Genomic DNA, 14,782 nt, shown 5'->3' with positions numbered 1-14,782 from the left:
TTGTGACCCGAGCGTGCCGCAGCCGTTCAGCCGCGTTTGCAGCGCCGACCGACCGGCGGTCTGTCGAATTGCCTGCTGGTTAAACGACTAGTCTGAAACAGACGGTTCCAACCCCGCAGGAGAAATCATCATGAACGTTGAGAATCATCCGGTGGTATCGCGCGAAGAATGGCTCGCCGCCCGTAGGCAACACCTCGCTCACGAAAAAGCCTTCACCAAGGAACGCGACCGCCTCAGTGCTGAGCGCCGCGCGCTGCCGTGGGTGAAGGTCGACAAGGACTACCCGTTTGAAGGCCCGGACGGCGAATTGAAACTGGCTGACCTGTTCGGCAAGAACAGCCAATTGGTGGTTTACCACTTCATGTTCGCCAAGGACTGGGAGGAAGGCTGCCCAGGCTGCTCGTTTCTCAGCGACCATATTGATGGCGCCAACCAGCATTTGGCGCATCACGATATTTCGGTAGTAGCGGTTTCCCACGCGCCGTTCAATGAATTTCAGGACTTTAAACGGCGAATGGGCTGGAAGTTTGAGTGGGTGTCGTCAGACGGTTCCGGTTCCGACTTCAACTACGACTTCGGCGTTTGCGCCCGAGCCGAAGACGCTGAAACCGGAAAGGCTACGTACAACTACGAAAAAACCGACAGCGCCGAGGAAGAAATGCCGGGGCTGAGCGTGTTTTATCGCAATGAGGCCGGGGAGATGTTCCATACCTATTCCACCTATGCCCGAGGTCTGGACATGTTGGTTGGCGCCTACAACTACCTCGACCTCACGCCCAAGGGCAGGAATGAAGACGAGATCATGGACTGGGTCCGGCACCATGACCGGTATGAAGGGGCGACCAAATCCAGCTGCTGCCATAGCGGCTGAAAGGCGCCACATTACTGAACTTTTCTCGGCTTCAAGGCCTCAACCGATTAACCCGCCTTAACCGGAACTGAGGCCTGCCCCCATGAAAACCCTGATCAAGCTCACCCTAGTCGCCACCCTCGCCAGCGCCCTGCCCGTCTGGGCTTGCACGCCGGAAGAAGCCACGGCAAAACGCGAACAATTGGCCAAGGAAGTCTCCAAGCTCACGGAACAGAATCCGACCAAGGCCAAGGAGATCAACGCCGAGTTGCAAAAGATGGATCTGGGTACCGCCAGTGCGGATCTACCAGACAAGTGCCAGTTGATTGATCAGCGTTTGAAGGAATTGGGCACGGCCGAGAAAAAAGCCGAGAGCTAAAAGCAACATCAAAAGATCGCAGCCTTCGGCAGCTCCTGCACCGATCCCTGTAGGAGCTGCCGAAGGCTGCGATCTTTCGCCCCTGAAAATGCATTAATGCATTTATTTTCTTGCACGAACGCATATCAAGGCTAAGGTTACCTCGAGCAAGGAGATCGGCACCGTTCATCGCAGATGAAAACCGTTAACCACCGATCGCTCGGCAATACCGCAACACAATCACAAGCTGGACGCTTGTTTTCACTCATGGAGGACTGAAAAATGTTAACCACTCAAGCAACATCATTCACCGGCGAGAGCCAGCCAAGGTGCCTTGTCGGCCATTTGCTCGACCCGCAACTGGTCGAGGTTGAAGCCACTGCACACACCGCTGCACTGGCCGCTGCCAACCTCAATTTCACGATGCAGAAACAGACTCAGACCAACTGGTGCTGGGCCGCCGTTTCCGCCTCGGTCGGCAACTACTACGGCACCGGGTCCTGGACTCAGTGCGGCGTCGCCAGCACGCAACTGGATCGCAACTGCTGCAGCCAGCCGGGGCCGTGCAACGTTTATGGCTACCTTGATTCGGCCCTGCAGACCACCCGCAGCTACAACGGCATGAATCAGGGTTCGCTGCAGATGTCGGCCATCCAGAACCAGATCAACATGGGCCGACCGGTCGGCCTGCGCTGCGCCTGGTACGGGGGTGGTGCGCACTTCCTGGCGATCTACGGCACCAACGGCAACTACGTGCTGGTCGCCGACTCGATCTACGGTTACTCGACCCGCGCGCTGAACTCATTCCCGGGTTCGTACAACGGCGGCGGCAACTGGACCCACACTTACTTCACCGCGAAAAACTAGGAGGGCGACATCATGCAACTGACTTATCCAAAGGCGCCTTCCAACGGCGTACAGACACTGCGTCCGGCGCTGCAAGCCGCATTGCAAACCCAGGGCTTCGGCGCCAACCGGCAGTTTGCCAACGCGACTGCGGCAAAGATCAGCCTCGGCGAAGCCTGGCGTAGTTACTCGCTGAGTCTGGAGGACTTGAGCAACGGCAAAGGTCTGAAAGATGCCCGAATCGGCGATTGGCATTACCTGGTGTTCGCCGATGGCGTGACCATTGCCGATGCGCAGTTGGCCGAAGTGCGCGGCCATGTCGAGTTCGCTTCGTTGAACCATGGCGGTCTGGCGGCCGCTACGGTCGGTGCGCTGAAACTGGCCGAGCAATCGCCGCAATTGCAGGGCAAAACCGTGGAACCGCGGTTGTTGTTTGTTTCGGCACTGCACGTTGTGGCGATCTGGCTGCACGCCGACGGTGAAGATGTGCTGATTCCAATCGAGCCAACGCCGAAGGAGTTGGCGGCCACACGGTTGTACAGCGAGGCTGCGCTGCTCGCTCTACTTAAACCGGCCGCCGACAAGGCAAAGCAACGTTTTGATGCCGACACCAGCGGGCTGCTTGGTAGCTGATAAACATAAGCCATAAAAAAACCCGGACATTGTCCGGGTTTTTTTGTACCTGTCAGAAACGCCTTACTCAGCCGCAGGCTCTGCCGGCTTACGACGCTTGAGTGGCGCCATGCCGTCGCTGCTCACCAGAGAATCCGGCTTCGGACGGTTGACGCTCTTGCGCTTGGTCGGCGTCTTGGCGGCGGTTTTCTTCTTGTCGCCCTTGGCGTCGGTCTTTTTCTTCTTCACGCCAACGGCCTTACCCGAGGCCTTGACCTTTTTCGGCCCGCCGTAGGTGCCTTTGACTTCCTTGATGGTGCGGCGCTCGAAGCTCTGCTTCAGATAACGCTCGATGCTCGACATCAGGTTCCAGTCGCCGTGGCAGATCAGCGAGATCGCCAGACCGTCGTTACCGGCACGGCCGGTACGACCGATACGGTGGACGTATTCGTCGCCGCTGCGTGGCATGTCGAAGTTGATCACCAGGTCCAGGCCATCAACGTCCAGACCACGGGCCGCCACGTCGGTGGCCACCAGGATCTTCACGCCGCCCTGCTTCAGACGATCGATCGCCAGTTTGCGATCCTTCTGGTCTTTTTCGCCGTGCAGCACGAACGCCTTGTATTCCTGAGCCACCAGACGACCGTAAATGCGATCGGCCATGGCGCGGGTGTTGGTGAAAACGATGGCTTTCTGATAGGTCTCGTTGGCCAGCAGCCAGTTCACGATCTGTTCTTTGTGCTGGTTGTGGTCGGCGGTGATGATTTGCTGACGAGTGGTCGAGTTCAACTGGCTGACCGCGTTGAGCTGCAAGTGCTCAGGGTTGTTCAGCACTTTGCCGATCATCTCGCGCAGGCCGGAACCGCCGGTGGTGGCGGAGAACAGCATGGTCTGCTGACGGTTCGGGCATTCGTCAACCAGACGCTGCACGTCTTCGGCGAAACCCATGTCGAGCATGCGGTCGGCTTCGTCGAGCACCAGCACTTCGACTTCTTTGAGGTCGAGGTTGCCGGCGTTGAGTTGCTCGATCATCCGGCCCGGGGTGCCGATGAGGATGTCCGGCACTTTGCGCAGCATCGCGGCCTGGACCTTGAAGTCTTCACCGCCGGTGATCAGGCCGGATTTGATGAAGGTGAACTGCGAAAAGCGTTCAACTTCTTTCAGGGTTTGCTGGGCCAGTTCACGGGTCGGCAGCAGGATCAGCGTCTTGATGCTGACGCGGACCTTGGCCGGGCCGATCAGTCGGTTGAGGATCGGCAGAACGAAAGCGGCGGTTTTGCCGCTACCGGTTTGCGCAGTCACCCGCAAATCACGCCCTTGGAGCGCCAGCGGAATGGCCGCAGCTTGCACAGGCGTTGGCTCGACAAATTTCAGCTCGGCCACAGCTTTAAGCAGGCGTTCGTGCAGGGCGAATTGGGAAAACACGGGTGCTACCTCGAAGATATGCAAAAAAACAGCTGCATAGGTTACCGGTTTCGAGCGCTCAGGCCGAGTTTCTTTATACAAACGGCGTGAATCAGTGGCTTTTTTGTTGCTCGATTTGTCTCTTACGGTAATACACAGCGGCTTAAATGCTCTAATCGCCCATCGCGTCTTACAGAAGAACCGGTTCTCTCATGGATTTCAAACAGCTCTGGCTCAAAGCCCAAGACCTCTGGGGCACCCTCGAACAACACCCGTTTCTGCAATCGGGCCTGGCGCTGATCCTGCTTTTGGTGATCGCCCTGGTGCTCGGACGAGTGGCGCGTTATCTGATCCTGCACGCCAGCCGCATGCTCGGTCGCCAGCCGGCGCTGCACTGGCTCAACGACTTTCGCCACAACAAGGTGTTTCAGCGCCTGGCGCAGATGACGCCGTCGCTGGTGATCCAGTTCGGCCTGCATCTGGTGCCGGAACTGAGCAAAACCGCGATGACCTTTCTGGGCAACGTCGCGCTGTCGTTCACCATCCTGTTCCTGCTGCTGTCGATCAGCGCCCTGCTCAATGCCTTGCTCGACATCTACGCGCGCACCGAACACGCCCGCACCCGCTCGATCAAGGGCTACGTGCAACTGGCGAAGATGGTTTTGTACGTGTTCGGCGCGATCATCATCGTCGCCACCTTGATCGACCGCTCGCCGCTGTTACTGCTGTCGGGTCTGGGTGCGATGTCGGCGGTGATTCTGTTGGTTTACAAGGACACGCTGCTGTCGTTCGTGGCCAGCGTGCAACTGACCAGTAACGACATGCTGCGGGTCGGCGACTGGATCGAGATGCCGCAAGTCGGCGCCGACGGTGACGTGGTCGACATCACCCTGCACACGGTCAAGGTGCAGAATTTCGACAAGACCATCGTCTCGATCCCGACCTGGCGCCTGATGTCGGAATCGTTCAGAAACTGGCGCGGCATGCAGCAGTCCGGTGGCCGACGGATCAAGCGCAGCGTGTTCATCGATGCCAGCGGCGTGCGCTTCATCCGTGACGATGAAGAAGAGAAGTTGAGCCAGGTGCATCTGCTGACCGGCTACATGAGCCGCAAGAAAGCCGAACTCAAGGCGTGGAACGAGGCGCAGGGCAATGTCGCGGCGATGTCAGCCAACCGTCGGCGCATGACCAACATCGGTACCTTTCGCGCGTACGCACTGGCTTATCTGAAGAGCCATCCGGAGGTGCAACCGAACATGACCTGCATGGTGCGCCAGATGCAAACCACGGCGCAGGGTATTCCGCTGGAGATCTACTGCTTCACGACGACCACGGTGTGGGCCGATTACGAGCGCATTCAGGGGGATATTTTCGATTATCTGCTGGCGGTGCTGCCGGAGTTTGGGTTGAGCCTGTATCAGCAGCCGAGTGGTGGGGATTTGCGTACCGGGTTACTGCCGGCGGTGCTGGGCGCGAGCCACATTCCCGAGCCAGAAAAACACCTGATGTGATACCCAATGAGGGAGGGGGCTTGCTCCCGAAAGCAGTGTGTCAGCCAGTCCATTTTTATCTGACACACCGACTTCGGGAGCAAGCCCCCTCCCACAGGGATCAGGTAGTGGCCGCAGATTTGCGGATACCCAACCGACTGATCCACACCGCCGCCAGAATCACACTGCCGCCGAGGAACAGCCTGCCCAGTTCCTCATGCTGATTCCAGATCAGCAGGTTAAGCAAAAGCCCCACTGGCACATGCAGGTTGTTCATCACCGCCAGCGTACCGCCGTTGACCATGCACGCGCCTTTGTTCCACCAGTACAGGCCCAGCGCCGTCGAGACCAGGCCGAGGAACAGCAACACGCCCCATTGCAGCGGTGCTTCCGGCAGGAAGTTGGCTTTGCCGAACAGCAGGAATGCCGGTAGCACCACCGCCAGCGCGCCGAGGTAGAAGAAGCCGAAGCGCCGGTAATGCGGCAGGTCGCTCGGGTGTTTCGCCACCAGATGTTTGTACAGCACCTGCCCGGCGGCGTAGGTGAAGTTGGCCAGTTGCAGCAGCAAAAAGCCCATGAAGAAGTCCGGATTGATGCTGTCAAAACGAATCACCGCCGCGCCGCCCACCGCCACCAGCGCGGCGATCAGTGCCCATGGGTTGAAGCGCCGGTTGAGCGCGTCTTCGATCAGGGTCACGTGCAGTGGCGTGAGGATGGTGAACAGCAACACTTCCGGCACCGTCAGCACCCGGAAGCTCAGGTACAGGCAGACGTAGGTCACGCCGAACTGCAGCGCGCCGATCAGCAGCATGCCGCGCATGAACGCCGGTTCCACCGAACGCCAGCGGGTCAGCGGGATGAACACCAGCCCGGCCAGCACGACACGCACCAGCACCGCGAAGTAACTGTCGACGTGCCCTGCCAGGTATTCGCCGATCAGACTGAAGGAAAACGCCTGGATCAGCGTGACAAAAAGTAGATAGCCCATGGTCGCCTCTGTTTCGAATGGCGGCGACGATAGCGGTTTTTTCCGGTCACTGCGAATAGCCGGAAACACAAAAATTCCCTGTGGGAGCGAACCTGCTCGCGAAGGCAGAGTGTCAGGCGACAGAGACTTGTCTGATAGACCGTTTTCGCGAGCAGGCTCGCTCCCACAAGGAGTTTTGCGTCGCTCAAGAAATCACAGGCAAAAAAAGCCCGATCTCGCTAATGCGTTCGATCGGGCTACAGCACTCAGGAGCAACAAGTGCAAAGGGAGGTTCGATGCGCGTAAAGCCTTGAAGGGGTTGCGCCAGGTCACTAAAACAATCGGCGATTATCTGGCGATTAACATATCAAGCGACCGAGGCCAGTTTGGCGTTGGCCTGGTTCAGGCCCTTCTCCTGGAAATCGCCACCCAGGTTCATGCCTTCGGCATGGATGAAGGTCACGTCGTGGATACCGATGAAACCCATGACCTGACGCAGGTACGGTTCCTGATGATCCGCCGGGCCGCCAGCGTAGATGCCACCGCGAGCCGTCAGCACGTAGGCACGTTTGCCGCTGAGCAGGCCTTGCGGGCCGGTTTCGGTGTACTTGAAGGTCACGCCGGCACGCAGCACATGGTCGAGCCAGGCCTTGAGGGTGCTCGGGATGGCGAAGTTGTACATCGGCGCGGCCATCACCAGCACGTCGGCGGCCAGCAGTTCGTCGGTCAATTCATTGGAGCGGTCCAGCGAAGATTGCTCGCTGTCGTTGCGCTGCTCAGCGGGTTTCATCCAGCCACCCAGCAGGTTGATGTCCAGGTGCGGCACCGGATTCACGGCGAGGTCACGCACGGTGATCTGATCGGCAGGGTGCGCAGCTTTCCACTGTTTGATGAAGGTCTGGGTCAACTGGCGGGACACCGAGTCTTGCTGGCGGGCGCTGCTTTCGATGATCAGAACGCGGGACATGTTGTGTAGCCTCCATCCGAGAATGTTGTAGGTCGATGGAGTGAAGGTTAAACAGAGTCGAATCGATGAAAAAGCGCAAATAATTGCTGCAAAGCATCGAATAATTCGTTTAGATTCACCTCATACCCTGTGGGAGCGAGCCTGCTCGCGAAGGCGGTGTGTCAGTCAAGGAATGTGTTTACTGACACACCGCCTTCGCGAGCAGGCTCGCTCCCACAGGTAACTACGGTGTTATTTCGGGGTGCAGGTCAGCTTGATGCGCAGCTTGATGATCTCGCGGGTGAACTTGGCCGTGGCGTTTTTATGTTTGCCGGCCGGCACTTCGATGGTGCGGGTGCGCGGTGCTTCCGGGCCGTTGCTGAACACGGCCTTGCAGACTGCATCGACGTCGCCGTAGTTGGCCACTCGAATCGAGCCGATGTCGTTATCGGTGGCGAACGTCTCGAAGTCGATCTTCAGGCCATTGAGGTCTTTTTCCACGTCGATCGGATACGCAAACGCCGTCAGCGGCAGCAGTGCCAGCAACACACAACAGAATTTTTTCATTCGGCAGTCTCCATGAGGGACCGCCAGCTTAGGACAAGAGGAGCTATTGATGAAAGCGCCCCGCGTGACCCTTGATCAATGGCGAACATTGCAGGCCGTGGTCGACCACGGCGGCTTCGCCCAGGCCGCCGAGGCCCTGCACCGTTCGCAATCGTCGGTGAGCTACACCGTCGCCCGTATGCAGGATCAGCTCGGCGTGCCGTTGCTGCGCATTGATGGGCGTAAAGCGGTGCTGACCGAAGCCGGCGGCGTGCTGCTGCGCCGCTCGCGGCAACTGGTGAAACAGGCCAGCCAACTGGAAGACCTTGCCCACCATATGGAACAAGGCTGGGAAGCCGAAGTACGGCTGGTGGTCGACGCGGCCTATCCGAGTGCGCGCATCGTGCGGGCACTGACCGCGTTCATGCCGCAAAGCCGTGGCTGCCGCGTGCGTCTGCGTGAAGAAGTGCTGTCGGGTGTGGAAGAAGTGCTGCTCGAAGGCGTGGCCGATCTGGCCATCACCGGCATGGGTATCCCGGGCTACCTCGGTGCTGAATTGAGCGACGTCGAGTTTGTCGCCGTCGCTCACCCCGACCACGCCCTGCATCGTCTCAACCGGGAACTGAGTTTTCAGGATCTGGAAACCCAGATGCAAGTGGTCATCCGCGATTCCGGTCGCCAGCAACCACGGGACGTCGGCTGGCTCGGCGCCGAGCAGCGCTGGACCGTCGGCAGTCTTGCCACCGCCGCCACGTTTGTCAGCAGCGGCCTGGGGTTCGCCTGGCTGCCACGGCACATGATCGAGCGGGAACTGAAGGAAGGTTCGCTCAAGCTGCTACCGTTGGATCAGGGCGGCAGCCGCAACCCGAGTTTCTACCTGTATTCAAACAAGGACAAACCGCTGGGCCCGGCCACGCAAATCCTTATCGAACTGCTGCGTACCTTCGACACCTTGCCGCTGGACGCACCGTTCGCCGCCCCCGAACAAGCCTGACACGGAGTTCACCGATGGCGTATTTCGAGCACGACGGTTGCAACCTGCACTACGAGGAATATGGCCACGGCACGCCGTTGCTGCTGGTCCACGGGCTGGGTTCGAGCACGCTGGACTGGGAAATGCAGATCCCGGCACTGGCCGCGCATTACCGGGTGATCGTCCCGGACATTCGCGGCCACGGGCGTTCGGACAAACCCCGCGAGCGCTACAGCATCGCCGGGTTCAGCGCCGATCTGGTTGCACTGATCGAGCATTTGCAACTCGGCCCGGTGCACTATGTTGGTTTATCCATGGGCGGCATGATCGGTTTTCAGCTTGGCGTCGATCAACCGCAGATGCTCAAGAGCCTGACCATCGTCAACAGCGCGCCCGAGGTCAAATTGCGTAGCCGCGACGACTACTGGCAGTGGTTCAAACGCTGGAGCCTGATGCGTGTGCTGAGCCTGGCAACCATTGGCAAGGCGCTGGGTGGCAAACTTTTCCCCAAGCCGGAACAGGCCGATCTGCGGCAGAAAATGGCTGAACGCTGGGCAAAAAACGACAAACGTGCTTATCTCGCCAGCTTCGATGCGATTGTGGGCTGGGGGGTTCAGGAACGACTTTCCCGAGTGACCTGTCCAACCCTCATCGTCAGCGCCGACCGTGACTACACACCGGTGGCACTGAAAGAAACCTATGTAAAACTGCTGCCCGATGCGCGGCTGGTGGTGATCGCCGATTCGCGACATGCCACCCCGCTCGATCAACCCGAACGCTTCAATCAAACGCTGCTGGAGTTTCTTGCCACAGCCGATATTCAATCTCAGGATCACTGACCCATGCTGAAAAAACTCGCCCTCGCTGCCGGTACCGTGCTGTTCGCTGCCAACCTGATGGCTGCCACGCCGACCAAAGCGCCGCACGTGCTGCTGGACACCACCAACGGCCAGATCGAAATCGAGCTGGACCCGGTCAAGGCACCGATCAGTACCAAGAACTTTCTCGATTACGTCAACAGCGGCTTTTACACCAACACGATTTTCCACCGTGTGATCCCGGGCTTCATGGCTCAGGGCGGCGGTTTCACCCAGCAAATGCAGCAAAAAGACACCAAGGCACCGATCAAGAACGAAGCCAGCAACGGCCTGCATAACGTTCGTGGCACCTTGTCGATGGCGCGTACCTCCAACCCTGATTCGGCCACCAGCCAGTTCTTCATCAACGTCGCCGACAACGCTTTCCTCGATCCAGGTCGTGACGCCGGTTACGCCGTGTTCGCCAAAGTGGTCAAGGGCATGGACGTGGTCGACATCATCGTCAACTCGCAAACCACTACCAAAGGCGGCATGCAAAACGTGCCTGTCGACCCTGTGATCATCAAGTCGGCCAAAGTCATCGACTAAGCTGTACAGGGCGTTTCGAGCGGCGTGAACTCAACCCCACGCCGCTCACACCGATAAAAGGAGAGCCCGTAATTCGGGCGGTTATCTGATGCTCTATCGCCGTTTCGAACAACTGATCGACATATTCCGCGACGCCCCGACAGCGTCTCCGCCGGACCGCGTGCTCCCCTTCTATACCTATTACCTCAAGCAGGTCTGGCCGAGTTTCGCCGCCCTGCTGGTGGTCGGCCTGTTTGCCGCGCTGATCGAAGTGGCGCTGTTCAGTTACCTGAGCCGCATCATCGACCTGGCGCAAGGCACGCCGAACCCGAATTTCTTCAGCGACCACGCCCTCGAATTGACCTGGATGGTGGTGGTTGCCCTGGTTTTGCGGCCGATTTTCTTTGGCCTGCACGATTTGCTGGTGCACCAGACGTTGAGCCCGGGCATGACCAGCATGATCCGCTGGCAGAACCACAGCTACGTGCTCAAGCAGAGCCTGAACTTCTTCCAGAACGACTTCGCCGGGCGCATCGCCCAACGCATCATGCAAACCGGCAACTCGCTGCGTGACTCGGCGGTGCAAGCAGTGGATGCGCTGTGGCACGTGGTGATCTACGCGATCAGTGCGCTGGTGCTGTTCGCCGAGGCCGACTGGCGCCTGATGATCCCGCTGCTGATGTGGATCGCCGCGTACATCGGTGCGCTTTACTACTTCGTGCCACGGGTGAAGGATCGCTCGGTGGAAGCCTCCGACGCGCGCTCGAAACTGATGGGCCGCATCGTCGATGGCTACACCAACATCGCCACTTTGAAGCTGTTTGCCCACACCAATTTCGAACAGCACTACGCCAAGGAAGCCATCGAAGAGCAGACCGTCAAAGCGCAGATGGCCGGCCGTGTTGTGACCAGCATGGACGTCGCGATCACCGCGATGAATGGCTTGCTGATTGTCGGCACCACGGCGCTGGCATTGTGGTTGTGGACGCAATCGCTGATCACCGTTGGCGCGATTGCCCTGGCGACCGGCCTGGTGATCCGTATCGTCAACATGTCCGGCTGGATCATGTGGGTGGTCACCGGCATCTTCGAGAATATCGGCATGGTTCAGGACGGTTTGCGCACCATCTCGCAACCGGTCAGCGTCACCGATCACGAGCAGGCCAAACCGCTGGCCGTGGCCCGTGGCGAAGTGCGTTTCGAGCACGTTGATTTTCACTACGGCAAGAAGAAAGGCATCATCGGCGGCCTCAACCTGGACATTAAGCCGGGTGAAAAAATCGGCCTGATCGGGCCGTCCGGCGCCGGTAAGTCGACCTTGGTCAACCTGCTGTTGCGCCTGTACGACGTCGAAGGCGGGCGCATTCTGATCGACGGACAGAACATCGCCGAAGTCGGCCAGGAAAGCCTGCGCGCGCGCATCGGCATGATCACCCAGGACACGTCCTTGCTGCACCGCTCGATTCGCGACAACTTGCTGTACGGCAAGCCTGACGCCACGGACGCCGAGTTGTGGGAGGCGGTGCGCAAGGCCCGCGCCGATGAGTTCATCCCGCTGCTGTCGGACGCTGAAGGCCGCACCGGGTTTGACGCGCATGTGGGCGAACGCGGGGTGAAACTGTCCGGCGGCCAGCGCCAGCGCATCGCGATTGCGCGAGTGCTGCTCAAGGATGCGCCCATCCTGATCATGGACGAAGCGACCTCTGCACTGGATTCGGAAGTCGAGGCCGCGATTCAGGAAAGCCTCGAAACCCTGATGCAAGGCAAAACCGTGATCGCGATTGCCCACCGCCTCTCGACTATTGCCCGCATGGATCGGTTGGTAGTGCTGGAAAACGGCAAGATCGCCGAGAGCGGCACCCACGCTGAATTGCTCGCCCATCGCGGGTTGTATGCGCGCTTGTGGGCGCACCAGACCGGCGGGTTTGTCGGCATCGATTGATCATTGGGTCAATACAATTCCAATGTGGGAGCGAGCCTGCTCGCGAAGGCGGAGTGTCAGACACCATCATTGTTGTCAGACATACCGCTTTCGCGAGCAGGCTCGCTCCCACAGGACTCGCAGTGATCCTGAACGACTGAGATCCGCCACAGCCCTTTAACCACGGGCGCTGGCGGTTTTTTATCGGCTGCTGGAAATCCATCCAAAGCGTGCTGTACTCAGCCAAGGTTCCAGCAGGGAATCTGTAGTAAGTCTGCAAGGACGCACAACTCGATGCAGTCTCGATAGCAGGGCTATCAAGGACGCTTCTCATGTCTCTGTTCAAACGTTCAGTCACTGAGTTGTTAGGCACGTTCTGGTTGGTATTGGGCGGTTGTGGCAGTGCGGTGATCGCCGCGTCTTCACCGTTGGGAATCGGGGTGCTGGGTGTGGCCCTGGCGTTTGGCCTGACGGTGCTGACCATGGCCTTTGCCATCGGCCACATCAGCGGATGTCATCTCAATCCGGCCGTGTCGGTCGGTCTTTTCGTCGGGGGGCCGGTTCCCGGCCAAAGAGTTACCTGCTTACATCATCGCCCAAGTGTCGGGGGCAATCCTCGCTGCCGCCCTGATCGCCCATATTGCCAGCGGCAAGGAGGGGTTTGACATCGCCGCTGGCCTGGCCTCCAACGGTTATGGCGAGCACTCGCCCGGCAAGTATTCGATGGCCGCCGGGTTTGTCACCGAACTGGTGATGACCGCGATGTTCGTGATCATCATTCTGGGCGCCACCGACAAACGCGCTCCGCCAGGGCTGGCACCGATTGCCATCGGCCTGGCGTTGACGTTGATCCACCTGATCTCGATTCCCGTGACCAATACTTCGGTGAACCCGGCGCGCAGCACCGGCCCGGCGCTGATGGTCGGCGGCTGGGCGATCGCGCAGTTGTGGATGTTCTGGGTCGCGCCGTTGATTGGCGCGGTGGTCGGTGGCGGAATCTATCGCTGGTTGGGCAAAGAAGAAACCTGAGGGGTGCCTGAGATCCCTTTGTGGGAGCGAGCCTGCTCGCGAAGACGTTGTGTCAGTAACGTATATGCCGACTGACCCAACTCCTTCGCGAGCAGGCTCGCTCCCACAGGGATTTATGTCTGGCGGTAGGGCAAGGCTGTTCTGGCTTCTTCGGCGTAGGCGAGGATGCCGGCGCGTTCCTGTTGCAGGAAATCTTTCACCGCCGCTTTCAGCCCCGGATGCCGCAGGTAATGCCACGAATGGGTGATCACCGGCTCAAAGCCGCGAATCAGTTTGTGCTCGCCCTGAGCACCGGCATCAAACCGCTGATAACCCTGCGCAATCGCGTAATCCATGCCCTGATAAAAGCATGTCTCGAAATGCAGTCGGTCGAACTCGGCCAGACAGCCCCAATAGCGTCCGTAAAAACTATCGCCACCGACCAGGCTGAAGGCCATGGCCACCGGCCGTGAACCCTGTCTGGCCAGCACCACGCGAATCGATTCGGGCATGCGCTCGGCCAGCAAGCTGAAGAATTCTCGCGTCAGATACGGCGTTTGCCGACGTACCGCATAGGTGTTGGCGTAGCAGGCGTAGACGAAGTCCCACTGTTTCTCGTCCAGCTCACGACCTTCCAGCCATTCGAACTCGAAACCCTGCCCTGCCACCTGCTCACGCTCTTTGCGCATCTGTTTGCGCTTGCGCGAACTGAGCACGTCGAGAAAATCCTGAAAATCGCGGTAGCCGCGATTCTGCCAGTGATACTGACAGCCGATGCGCTGCAGCCAGCCCGGTTGTTCGGCCATGGCGGCATCGGTGAACGGGTCGGTGAAGTTGATGTGGGCACTGGAAAGCCCTTCGATTTCCAGATAACCCGGCAGGCTCTTGAGCAGTTCAAAGCCGTCTTCGGCATTTGCCGCCAACAGCCGAGGGCCACTGACCGGACTGAACGGCACCGCCGTCAACAGCTTGGGGTAGTAATCGATGCCGGCGCGTGCGCAGGCATCGGCCCAGCCGTGATCGAACACGTACTCGCCGTAGGAATGCCATTTGCGGTAACTGGGCAGTGCGGCGATCAGCCGCTCATTTTCAAGGTGCAGCAAATGCTCCGGCTGCCAACCGGTATGAGGCCCGACACTGCCGCTGTCTTCCAGTGCACTGAGAAAGGCATGACGCAGAAATGGCTGATTCTCGGGCACCAGCGCATCCCATGTTGTCGAAGCAATTTCTGACAGGTTTTGCAGGCGTTGCAGCGGCATCAACAAGCTCTCCACATCTGGGTTTCAGCGCCCGGCGAGTATCGCCGATTGCGCTGCATTACACACCCGCCATCGCGCCGACAGCGCTCTAGATCAATAGTTCACGGCAAACCTGCACCGTCATCAACCTGCCATCACCGTGCCACTGCACTGTCATAAACCATCGCGATACTGGCGCCTGTTTTTAGAGCGCCGGGTTCTACCCGGACACTGTTTT

At 59.2% G+C, this 14,782-nt stretch carries 14 protein-coding genes and 1 pseudogene; 10 read left to right on the top strand and 5 right to left on the bottom strand.

The window, feature by feature from the left end:
- Positions 1–130: 130 nt before the first annotated feature.
- The 4 genes from ATI02_RS24070 (at position 131) to ATI02_RS24055 (ending at position 2,687) form a co-directional block, all read left to right on the top strand.
- Entirely contained in the window at positions 131–871 is a 741-nt protein-coding gene (locus ATI02_RS24070; RefSeq protein WP_100847566.1) for a DUF899 domain-containing protein, read from the top strand.
- An 82-nt stretch (positions 872–953) separates the two neighbouring features.
- Positions 954–1,229, top strand: coding sequence for a hypothetical protein (locus tag ATI02_RS24065; protein ID WP_095187774.1), 276 nt, complete (start codon positions 954–956; stop codon positions 1,227–1,229).
- A gap of 261 nt (positions 1,230–1,490) precedes the next feature.
- Positions 1,491–2,075: a papain-like cysteine protease family protein gene (locus ATI02_RS24060; RefSeq protein WP_100847565.1), complete on the top strand. Its 585-nt coding sequence runs from the start codon at positions 1,491–1,493 to the stop codon at positions 2,073–2,075.
- Positions 2,076–2,087: 12 nt separating this feature from the next.
- On the top strand, positions 2,088–2,687 hold the full coding sequence (locus ATI02_RS24055) for a hypothetical protein (protein WP_100847564.1): 600 nt from the start codon (positions 2,088–2,090) through the stop codon (positions 2,685–2,687).
- A gap of 63 nt (positions 2,688–2,750) precedes the next feature.
- On the opposite strand, the gene ATI02_RS24050 is transcribed toward ATI02_RS24055, so the two are convergent.
- Positions 2,751–4,091, bottom strand: coding sequence for a DEAD/DEAH box helicase (locus tag ATI02_RS24050; RefSeq protein WP_038358505.1), 1,341 nt, complete (start codon positions 4,089–4,091; stop codon positions 2,751–2,753).
- A gap of 191 nt (positions 4,092–4,282) precedes the next feature.
- Between ATI02_RS24050 and ATI02_RS24045 the strand changes: the two genes are divergently transcribed.
- The gene (locus tag ATI02_RS24045) at positions 4,283–5,581 is read left to right on the top strand and encodes a mechanosensitive ion channel family protein (RefSeq protein WP_095187773.1); all 1,299 of its coding nucleotides are present in this window, start codon (positions 4,283–4,285) and stop codon (positions 5,579–5,581) included.
- A 100-nt stretch (positions 5,582–5,681) separates the two neighbouring features.
- Here the strand turns inward: ATI02_RS24045 and ATI02_RS24040 are convergent, their stop codons facing one another.
- From ATI02_RS24040 to ATI02_RS24025, 3 genes are all read right to left on the bottom strand, one after another.
- The gene (locus tag ATI02_RS24040) at positions 5,682–6,548 is read right to left on the bottom strand and encodes a carboxylate/amino acid/amine transporter (protein WP_100847563.1); all 867 of its coding nucleotides are present in this window, start codon (positions 6,546–6,548) and stop codon (positions 5,682–5,684) included.
- A 346-nt stretch (positions 6,549–6,894) separates the two neighbouring features.
- Positions 6,895–7,494: an FMN-dependent NADH-azoreductase gene (locus ATI02_RS24035; RefSeq protein WP_095187771.1), complete on the bottom strand. Its 600-nt coding sequence runs from the start codon at positions 7,492–7,494 to the stop codon at positions 6,895–6,897.
- 231 nt (positions 7,495–7,725) lie between these two features.
- The gene (locus ATI02_RS24025) at positions 7,726–8,040 is read right to left on the bottom strand and encodes a 3-phosphoglycerate kinase (RefSeq protein ID WP_100847562.1); all 315 of its coding nucleotides are present in this window, start codon (positions 8,038–8,040) and stop codon (positions 7,726–7,728) included.
- A 49-nt stretch (positions 8,041–8,089) separates the two neighbouring features.
- Between ATI02_RS24025 and ATI02_RS24020 the strand changes: the two genes are divergently transcribed.
- The 5 genes and pseudogenes from ATI02_RS24020 (at position 8,090) to aqpZ (ending at position 13,327) form a co-directional block, all read left to right on the top strand.
- Entirely contained in the window at positions 8,090–9,013 is a 924-nt protein-coding gene (locus ATI02_RS24020; RefSeq protein ID WP_095187769.1) for a PA3225 family LysR-type transcriptional regulator, read from the top strand.
- A 14-nt stretch (positions 9,014–9,027) separates the two neighbouring features.
- On the top strand, positions 9,028–9,831 hold the full coding sequence (locus tag ATI02_RS24015) for an alpha/beta fold hydrolase (RefSeq protein ID WP_095187768.1): 804 nt from the start codon (positions 9,028–9,030) through the stop codon (positions 9,829–9,831).
- A 3-nt stretch (positions 9,832–9,834) separates the two neighbouring features.
- A complete protein-coding gene (locus ATI02_RS24010; RefSeq protein ID WP_095187767.1) occupies positions 9,835–10,398 on the top strand; it encodes a peptidylprolyl isomerase in 564 nt (187 codons plus the stop codon).
- 88 nt (positions 10,399–10,486) lie between these two features.
- Positions 10,487–12,319 carry an ABC transporter ATP-binding protein gene (locus tag ATI02_RS24005; protein WP_100847561.1) on the top strand — a complete coding sequence of 611 codons (1,833 nt, stop codon included), beginning with the start codon at positions 10,487–10,489 and terminating at the stop codon, positions 12,317–12,319.
- Between the two features lie 311 nt (positions 12,320–12,630).
- A pseudogene (aqpZ, locus tag ATI02_RS24000) lies at positions 12,631–13,327 on the top strand (aquaporin Z).
- A gap of 113 nt (positions 13,328–13,440) precedes the next feature.
- Here the strand turns inward: aqpZ and ATI02_RS23995 are convergent.
- Entirely contained in the window at positions 13,441–14,565 is a 1,125-nt protein-coding gene (locus tag ATI02_RS23995) for a GNAT family N-acetyltransferase (protein WP_095187765.1), read from the bottom strand.
- Between the last annotated feature and the right edge of the window lie 217 nt (positions 14,566–14,782).

The sequence above is a fragment of the Pseudomonas baetica genome (genome assembly GCF_002813455.1).
GTDB classification, from domain to species: Bacteria; Pseudomonadota; Gammaproteobacteria; order Pseudomonadales; family Pseudomonadaceae; genus Aquipseudomonas; species Aquipseudomonas baetica.
Note: the sequence above shows the minus strand (reverse complement) of the source record. Positions and strands in the feature narration are given on the sequence as shown.

Coding starts and splice junctions, on each gene's coding strand:
- ATI02_RS24070 (WP_100847566.1), top strand. CDS start 131: ATGAACGTTGAGAATCATCCGGTGGTATCGCGCGAAGAATGGCTCGCC.
- ATI02_RS24065 (WP_095187774.1), top strand. CDS start 954: ATGAAAACCCTGATCAAGCTCACCCTAGTCGCCACCCTCGCCAGCGCC.
- ATI02_RS24060 (WP_100847565.1), top strand. CDS start 1,491: ATGTTAACCACTCAAGCAACATCATTCACCGGCGAGAGCCAGCCAAGG.
- ATI02_RS24055 (WP_100847564.1), top strand. CDS start 2,088: ATGCAACTGACTTATCCAAAGGCGCCTTCCAACGGCGTACAGACACTG.
- ATI02_RS24045 (WP_095187773.1), top strand. CDS start 4,283: ATGGATTTCAAACAGCTCTGGCTCAAAGCCCAAGACCTCTGGGGCACC.
- ATI02_RS24040 (WP_100847563.1), bottom strand. CDS start 6,548: ATGGGCTATCTACTTTTTGTCACGCTGATCCAGGCGTTTTCCTTCAGT.
- ATI02_RS24035 (WP_095187771.1), bottom strand. CDS start 7,494: ATGTCCCGCGTTCTGATCATCGAAAGCAGCGCCCGCCAGCAAGACTCG.
- ATI02_RS24025 (WP_100847562.1), bottom strand. CDS start 8,040: ATGAAAAAATTCTGTTGTGTGTTGCTGGCACTGCTGCCGCTGACGGCG.
- ATI02_RS24020 (WP_095187769.1), top strand. CDS start 8,090: ATGAAAGCGCCCCGCGTGACCCTTGATCAATGGCGAACATTGCAGGCC.
- ATI02_RS24015 (WP_095187768.1), top strand. CDS start 9,028: ATGGCGTATTTCGAGCACGACGGTTGCAACCTGCACTACGAGGAATAT.
- ATI02_RS24010 (WP_095187767.1), top strand. CDS start 9,835: ATGCTGAAAAAACTCGCCCTCGCTGCCGGTACCGTGCTGTTCGCTGCC.
- ATI02_RS24005 (WP_100847561.1), top strand. CDS start 10,487: ATGCTCTATCGCCGTTTCGAACAACTGATCGACATATTCCGCGACGCC.
- ATI02_RS23995 (WP_095187765.1), bottom strand. CDS start 14,565: ATGCCGCTGCAACGCCTGCAAAACCTGTCAGAAATTGCTTCGACAACA.